This window comes from Ensifer sp. ENS09 (genome assembly GCF_014852425.1).
In the GTDB taxonomy this organism is placed as follows: domain Bacteria; phylum Pseudomonadota; class Alphaproteobacteria; order Rhizobiales; family Rhizobiaceae; genus Ensifer.
The window spans coordinates 110,885-117,367 of the sequence record NZ_JACVBP010000010.1 but is presented as its reverse complement, the minus strand read 5'-3'; the positions used below and the strand labels follow the sequence as shown (position 1 = coordinate 117,367).

Genomic DNA, 6,483 nt, shown 5'->3' with positions numbered 1-6,483 from the left:
TCGTCGCCAGCAGCGCCGCCGCCCTCGTCAGTGATCGGGCTTATAGACCCCCGCCCTCACAGACGTCAACAGCAACCTTCAAAAAAACTTCAAAAATCGACAACTCACTGTTTATAAACAATAATTCTAGCTGTTGATAAACTAGGTCGATTTGATGCGTCGGAAAACCAGCGAATCTGCAGTGCGAATCTTTGACCAGACGGTCAAAAACCTGACGGCCATTTCGTGTGGTCAAAACGCCCCTCTGAGCGACCTCTTCTACATATAGATAGCAAGGGCCTTTCGGCCGTCAGATGTAGATGCCCCCAGCAAGGAAGCGCCATGCGAAGCGCGCTCACGGATGCGCCTGCTTGCCCTTGGGCCGACTATTGCCGTACTTGCGAACTGTCCGCCCTGCCCAACATGACGATCCATGCGGCGGGCAGACCGACAACATGGTGATGCATGAGCCGACGGATGCGCCGAGGCAGCGCCATCATCTCTATAGGGGCGGAGAACCAGACGTGACGACACAGCTTCCTGCGCTTCCGGTTCGCGAGGTGCTGCCCGCACTGGCGCATACGCTCACCGCAGGCCCCTCCGTGGTGCTTTCCGCCCCGCCCGGCGCCGGCAAGACGACGCTCGTTCCGCTCTTCCTGCTCGATCAGGACTGGGCAAAGGGCGGAAAGATCATTCTGCTCGAGCCACGTCGGCTGGCAGCCCGCGCCGCCGCAGGCCGCATGGCCGAGCTCCTGGGAGAAAAGGTCGGCGAAACGGTCGGCTATCGCATGCGTCTCGACAACCGCGTCTCGGGCAAGACACGCATAGAAGTGGTGACCGAGGGCGTGTTTGCCCGCATGATCCTCGACGACCCCGAACTCAAAGGCGTCGCAGCCGTGCTCTTCGACGAATTCCACGAGCGCTCGCTCGATGCGGATTTCGGGCTGGCGCTGGCGCTCGACGTGCAGGCGGCACTGCGCGACGACCTGAAGATCATCGTCATGTCGGCAACGCTCGATGTCGAGCGGGTCTCGGGCCTGCTCGGCGGTGCGCCGGTCATCGAAAGCCAGGGCCGCAGCTATCCGATCGACATCCGTTACCAGGACCGCGGCGGCGACAGCGTCGAGGATACGATGCTGCGGGCCATTGCCGAGGCGCATCGCACGGAAGACGGCTCGATCCTCGCCTTTTTGCCCGGCCAGGCCGAAATCACCCGCGTCGCCACGCGACTGCAGGACCGCTTCGATAGCAATACGGCGATCGTACCGCTCTACGGCAACCTGACCCAGAAGGAGCAGGATGCAGCGATCCGGCCAGCTCCATCAGGCACCCGCAAAATCGTGCTTGCCACCTCGATCGCCGAGACCTCGATCACCATCGACGGCGTGCGCATCGTCATCGACAGCGGCCTGCAGCGCCTTCCGATCTTTGAAGCCGCGACCGGGATCACCCGGCTGGAGACGGTGCGCGTGTCGCGTGCGTCTGCCGACCAGCGCGCCGGCCGCGCGGGGCGAACCGAACCTGGCATTGCCATCCGCCTCTGGCACAGCGGCCAGACCGCGGCGCTCGCTGCCTTCACGCCGCCGCAGATTCTGGCCAGCGACCTCTCCGGCCTGCTGCTCGACTGCGCCCATTGGGGTGTCAGCGATCCCACCACCCTTGCCTTCATCGATCCGCCGCCGGAAACAACGCTTGCCGAGGCCAGGAAACTGCTGAACAGCCTCGGCGCCCTGGACGAGACCGGCGCGCTGACGCCAGCCGGCCGCAAGATCCGCGATCTCGCCTTGCCGCCGCGGCTTGCGGCCATGGCGGTCGCTGCCGCCGAAGAGGGCCAGGCGGAAGTGGCCTGCCTGCTGGCGGTCATGCTCACCGAACAGGGTCTCGGCGGCAACAGCATCGATCTCGAGGATCGGCTGCGCCGCTTCCGGCAGGAGCGTGGCGACCGCGCCGAGGCCTCGCGCAATCTGGCGCGGCGCATGGCGGCCGAGTTGAAGGGCGCTCCGAAATCTCACGAACCGATCCAGCCGGGTGCGCTGCTGATGCACGCCTTCCCCGACCGCATCGCTTTACAGCGCGGTGGCCGTGGCCGATTCGTCATGGCAAACGGGCGGGGTGCGGAAATTCCGGAGACGGAGCGGCTGGCAGCGGCTTCCATGCTCGTCATCGCCGACCTGACCGGCCGCGCCGGTGGCCAGCGGGTGCTGGCGGCGGCAGAGCTGACGCGCGCCGAGGTCGAGGCGCATATGCCCGAGGCGATTACGCGCGAAGACCAGAGCTTTTTCGACAAGGCCAGCCGACAGGTGCGGGCACGGCGGGTGACGCGGCTCGGCGCCATCATCTTCGAGGAAGCGCCGCTTGCACGACCGACCGGCTCGTCGGCGGCGCGCGCGCTCGCCGACGGCGTGCGCCAACTCGGGCTCGCCGTTCTCCCCTTCTCCAAGGAGGCGATGCAGATGCGCGACCGCATCGGCTTCCTCAATCGTTCGATCGGCGACCCGTGGCCGGATGTTTCCGATCAAGCGCTGCTCGACCGTCTCGACGATTGGTTCGTGCCTTTCCAGCACGGCGTGACCGCGATTGCCGACATCAAGGCATCGAATCTCTCCGACGGTCTGCTCTCCCTCATCCCGCATGAGCGGCAACGCGAACTCGGCAAGCTCGCCCCGACGCATTTCGAAGCGCCGACCGGGCAGCGGCACCCGATCCACTACGACGGCGACGAGCCGCTGCTGTCGATCCGGGTGCAGGAACTCTTCGGCCTGAAGACCCATCCGGCGATCGGCGACGGGCGGCTGCCGCTGCTGCTCGAACTGATCTCGCCTGGCCATCGGCCGATCCAGACGACGCGCGACCTGCCCGGCTTCTGGGCGGGCTCCTGGCGCGACGTGCGCGCTGACATGCGCGGGCGCTATCCGAAGCACCCCTGGCCCGAGGATCCGGCCAACGCGTCGCCGACGACACGGGCCAAGCCCCGTGGTACATGAGACGAAAGCATCGATAATTGGAATGCAGGCACGAATGACCACTGTTGCGCTCGAACACAACAACGACCAGACCAGCAACCGCAGCCTGCGCCTGCAGACGCTTGTGCGACTGCGCTGGTTGGCCGTCGGCGGCCAGTCGATCGCCGTCCTCATCACCGCCTTCTGGCTGCAGTTTCCGCTGCCCTTGATTTCTTGCCTGGTGCTGATCGCGAGCCTGGCGCTGGTCAACGCCTATGTCACACTGCGCTATCCTCCGACGCACCGGCTGCAGCCGCCGGCCGCCTTCGCGCTTCTCGGCCTCGATCTCGCGCAGATCACCGGGCTGCTGTTCATCACCGGCGGGCTCACCAATCCCTTCGCGCCGCTGCTCTGCGTACCGGTCATCATTTCCTCGGCGTCGCAGCCGAAATCGCACAGCATCATCCTCGCCGGTTTTGCGGTGATCGCCATCACCGCACTCGCCTTCTCGCCCTTTCCGCTGCCCTGGTATCCGGGCACGGTTCTCCTGATGCCGCGGGTGCTGACCGCAGGCATCTGGTTCGCGATCGTATCGATGACCGCCTTTGCCGCCTTTTATACCTACCGCGTGTCTCTGGAAGCGAGTGAGCTGTCGGAGGCGCTGACGGCGACCGAACTGGTGCTGCAGCGGGAAAAGCACCTGTCGCAGCTCGATGGGCTTGCGGCCGCTGCGGCCCACGAGCTCGGTACACCGCTTGCGACGATCAGCGTCGTTGCCAAGGAGATGGAACGCGAACTCGGCGACGATCCGCGCTTCGGCGAGGACGTGCATCTGCTGCGCAGCCAGAGCGAACGCTGCCGCGATATTCTGAAGCGGCTGACGACCCTGTCCTCCGAGAGCGAGGAGCACATGCGGCTTTTGCCGCTGTCGTCACTGATAGAGGAGGTGATGGCGCCGCATCGCGAGTTCGGCATCCACATCGAGCTCATCGAAAAGGGCGACCGTGCCGCCGAGCCGGTCGGCAACCGCAATGCCGGCATTCTCTACGGGCTCGGCAACCTCTTGGAAAACGCCGTCGACTACGCCAAAAAACAAGTGACCGTAACCGTCGAGCACACCGCGGATCGGGTTCGCGTCACGATCGCCGACGACGGTGACGGCTTTGCACCCGATATCCTGCAGCGGATCGGCGAGCCCTATGTGACGCGTCGGCAGAAGGATGACAGCGCCGGCGGCCTCGGCCTCGGGCTCTTCATCGCCAAGACGCTGCTCGAGCGTTCGGGCGCGCGCCTGCGCTTCGAGAATGGCGGGCCGGACAGGCCGGGCGCCCGGGTCAGCGTCGAATGGCCGCGCGCCCTGATGGATACGAAACTGGCGAAATGACATTTCGCAGTTTATTGAACGACAGCAGAAGAAACCTATAATCTCGGCGAAAGCGTTCTGTTTTCGCTCAAGGATTGCGAGAATGACCGACAAATCGACAGCTTCGCCCAGCACCACCGCACAGGACGCCGAACTGATCGGGCCGGACCGCACCCTGCTCCTGGTCGATGACGACGCGCCCTTTCTCAGACGGTTGGCCCGCGCCATGGAAGCCCGTGGCTTTTCGGTCGACATCGCCGAATCGGTCGCGGAAGGCATTGCCAAGGCCAAGGGCAACCCGCCGAAATACGCGGTGATCGACCTCAGGCTCGGCGATGGCAGCGGCCTCGACGTGATCGAGGCGATCCGCGGACGGCGCGACGACACGCGCATGATCATGCTGACCGGCTACGGCAACATCGCCACTGCCGTGAATGCGGTGAAGCTCGGTGCGGTCGACTATCTCGCCAAGCCTGCCGACGCCGACGACATCTTTGCGGCACTCGTGCAGCGCCAGGGCGAGCGCGTCGAGCCGCCGGAAAACCCGATGTCGGCCGATCGCGTCCGCTGGGAGCATATTCAGCGCGTTTATGAGATGTGCGAGCGCAATGTCTCGGAAACGGCACGCCGGCTCAACATGCACCGCCGCACGCTGCAGCGCATTCTCGCCAAGCGCGCGCCGAAGTAAGCAACCGGCTCCCGCGACCGGCGCAAAACCGCTGCTCCGGTCATCTCCCCTCCAGGCTCAGTCGCGACCGCCGGAGAGGATGTCGCCAATCGAATCGCCAAGTTCGCCGTTGCGCTCTGCCGCCCATTCCGCGAGCATCAACCGTTGCGCCGCCGTACGGGCAAAAAGCTGGAGCACCGACTTGCGCGTCGCCGGCGGCAGCTTGTGCTCGGGCGCCTCGCGAACGATGTGGCCTTCATAACCATCAGACAGCAGCAGCCCGCAGTCCTCCGGGAAGATATCGAGCGGCACGCCGGCATGGGTGGCGAAGAACAGCCGGTCGCAATGCTGGCGGTAATCCGGCCATTTGCGGTCGACGCGAAAGTCCTCGATCGAGGTTTTGATCTCGACGATCCAGATCTCGCTCTTCATCGACAAGGAGATCAGATCGGCGCGCCGCCCACTCGCCAAGGTTAGTTCCGGCAGGACGGAATGGCGCAGATCGGCGAAAAGCCGCTGCACGCCGCGGCGCACCATCATCGCGCGATTCGATTGGCGGCCGTCGATCAAGGGGTTGTCGCCATGGATGGAGAGGATCGTCATGCGTCCGGTGTCCCTTTGGGCCGGTCATTTTTGTTGCAAAAAAACAAGGGTCATGGAATTTGCACTTTTCAGCCAAATTGTGGCCGCGCAATCTCTTGCATAGCTCAAACTAATCGAAAATAACCGTAGTCACTGTCGGTCGCGGCGACCCAGTTTTACTTCGCTTCTTTTTAAGAGACTCCCATGCGCTTCCGCAATGCCTTCCTCTTGTGCAGCCTCGCGGCGACACTCGCCGTTGCCGGCTGCTCGACGACCTCGTCCAAGCCCAAAACGGCTGCGAACGAACCCGCGCCCGCAACGGTACAGGTTGCTACGAATCAGATCTTTAACGGCGATTATGGCGCAGTTGAGGACCACGGTTACGCGCTGCCGGCCATCCCGATCAGCAAGGTCGATACTCGTTTCCATCGCCAGATCGTCGATTACGCCACCAGCGAGCGCCCCGGAACGATCGTCGTCAACACGCCGAATCGCTTCCTCTATTACGTGCTGCCCGGCGGCAAGGCCGTTCGTTACGGCATCGGCGTCGGCAAGGCCGGTTTTGCATGGGAAGGCGAAGCCTATATCGCCTGGAAGCAGGAATGGCCGATGTGGCATCCGCCGAAGGAAATGGCGGAACGCAAGCCGGAAGTCGCCAAGTATGTCGAAGATGGCATGGGCCCAGGCCTCAAGAACCCGCTTGGCGCCCGCGCGCTCTACCTCTTCAATGACCAGGGCAAGGACACCCTGTTCCGCCTGCACGGCACGCCGGAGTGGTCCTCGATCGGTACCGCAGCCTCGTCCGGCTGCATCCGCCTGATCAACCAGGACATCATCGACCTCTATTCGCGCGTTCGCCCCGGCAAGAGCGCCCGCGTCGTCGTCCAGCAGTAAACAAGTCCGATCGACTGAAATCGAAAGGCCGCCAATCATCTCGGCGGCCTTTTTCT

5 protein-coding genes are annotated in these 6,483 nt (G+C 64.1%); 4 read left to right on the top strand and 1 reads right to left on the bottom strand.

Annotated elements, in window-relative coordinates:
- The first annotated feature begins 503 nt into the window (after positions 1 to 503).
- The 3 genes from hrpB to IB267_RS32645 all read left to right on the top strand — a co-directional run bounded on the left by hrpB (position 504) and on the right by IB267_RS32645 (position 4,972).
- Positions 504 to 2,963 carry an ATP-dependent helicase HrpB gene (gene hrpB, locus IB267_RS32655; protein ID WP_371742692.1) on the top strand — a complete coding sequence of 820 codons (2,460 nt, stop codon included), beginning with the start codon at positions 504 to 506 and terminating at the stop codon, positions 2,961 to 2,963.
- A 34-nt stretch (positions 2,964 to 2,997) separates the two neighbouring features.
- A complete protein-coding gene (locus IB267_RS32650) occupies positions 2,998 to 4,305 on the top strand; it encodes an ActS/PrrB/RegB family redox-sensitive histidine kinase (protein WP_192451531.1) in 1,308 nt (435 codons plus the stop codon).
- 82 nt (positions 4,306 to 4,387) lie between these two features.
- Entirely contained in the window at positions 4,388 to 4,972 is a 585-nt protein-coding gene (locus IB267_RS32645) for an ActR/PrrA/RegA family redox response regulator transcription factor (RefSeq protein ID WP_034802128.1), read from the top strand.
- Positions 4,973 to 5,029: 57 nt separating this feature from the next.
- Here the strand turns inward: IB267_RS32645 and IB267_RS32640 are convergent, their stop codons facing one another.
- Complete coding sequence (locus IB267_RS32640) at positions 5,030 to 5,554, bottom strand: MmcB family DNA repair protein (protein ID WP_192451530.1); 525 nt, start codon at positions 5,552 to 5,554, stop codon at positions 5,030 to 5,032.
- Positions 5,555 to 5,737: 183 nt separating this feature from the next.
- Between IB267_RS32640 and IB267_RS32635 the strand changes: the two genes are divergently transcribed.
- A complete protein-coding gene (locus tag IB267_RS32635; protein WP_192451529.1) occupies positions 5,738 to 6,427 on the top strand; it encodes a L,D-transpeptidase in 690 nt (229 codons plus the stop codon).
- The last annotated feature ends 56 nt before the right edge of the window (positions 6,428 to 6,483 follow it).

Coding starts and splice junctions, on each gene's coding strand:
- IB267_RS32650 (WP_192451531.1), top strand. CDS start 2,998: ATGACCACTGTTGCGCTCGAACACAACAACGACCAGACCAGCAACCGC.
- IB267_RS32645 (WP_034802128.1), top strand. CDS start 4,388: ATGACCGACAAATCGACAGCTTCGCCCAGCACCACCGCACAGGACGCC.
- IB267_RS32640 (WP_192451530.1), bottom strand. CDS start 5,554: ATGACGATCCTCTCCATCCATGGCGACAACCCCTTGATCGACGGCCGC.
- IB267_RS32635 (WP_192451529.1), top strand. CDS start 5,738: ATGCGCTTCCGCAATGCCTTCCTCTTGTGCAGCCTCGCGGCGACACTC.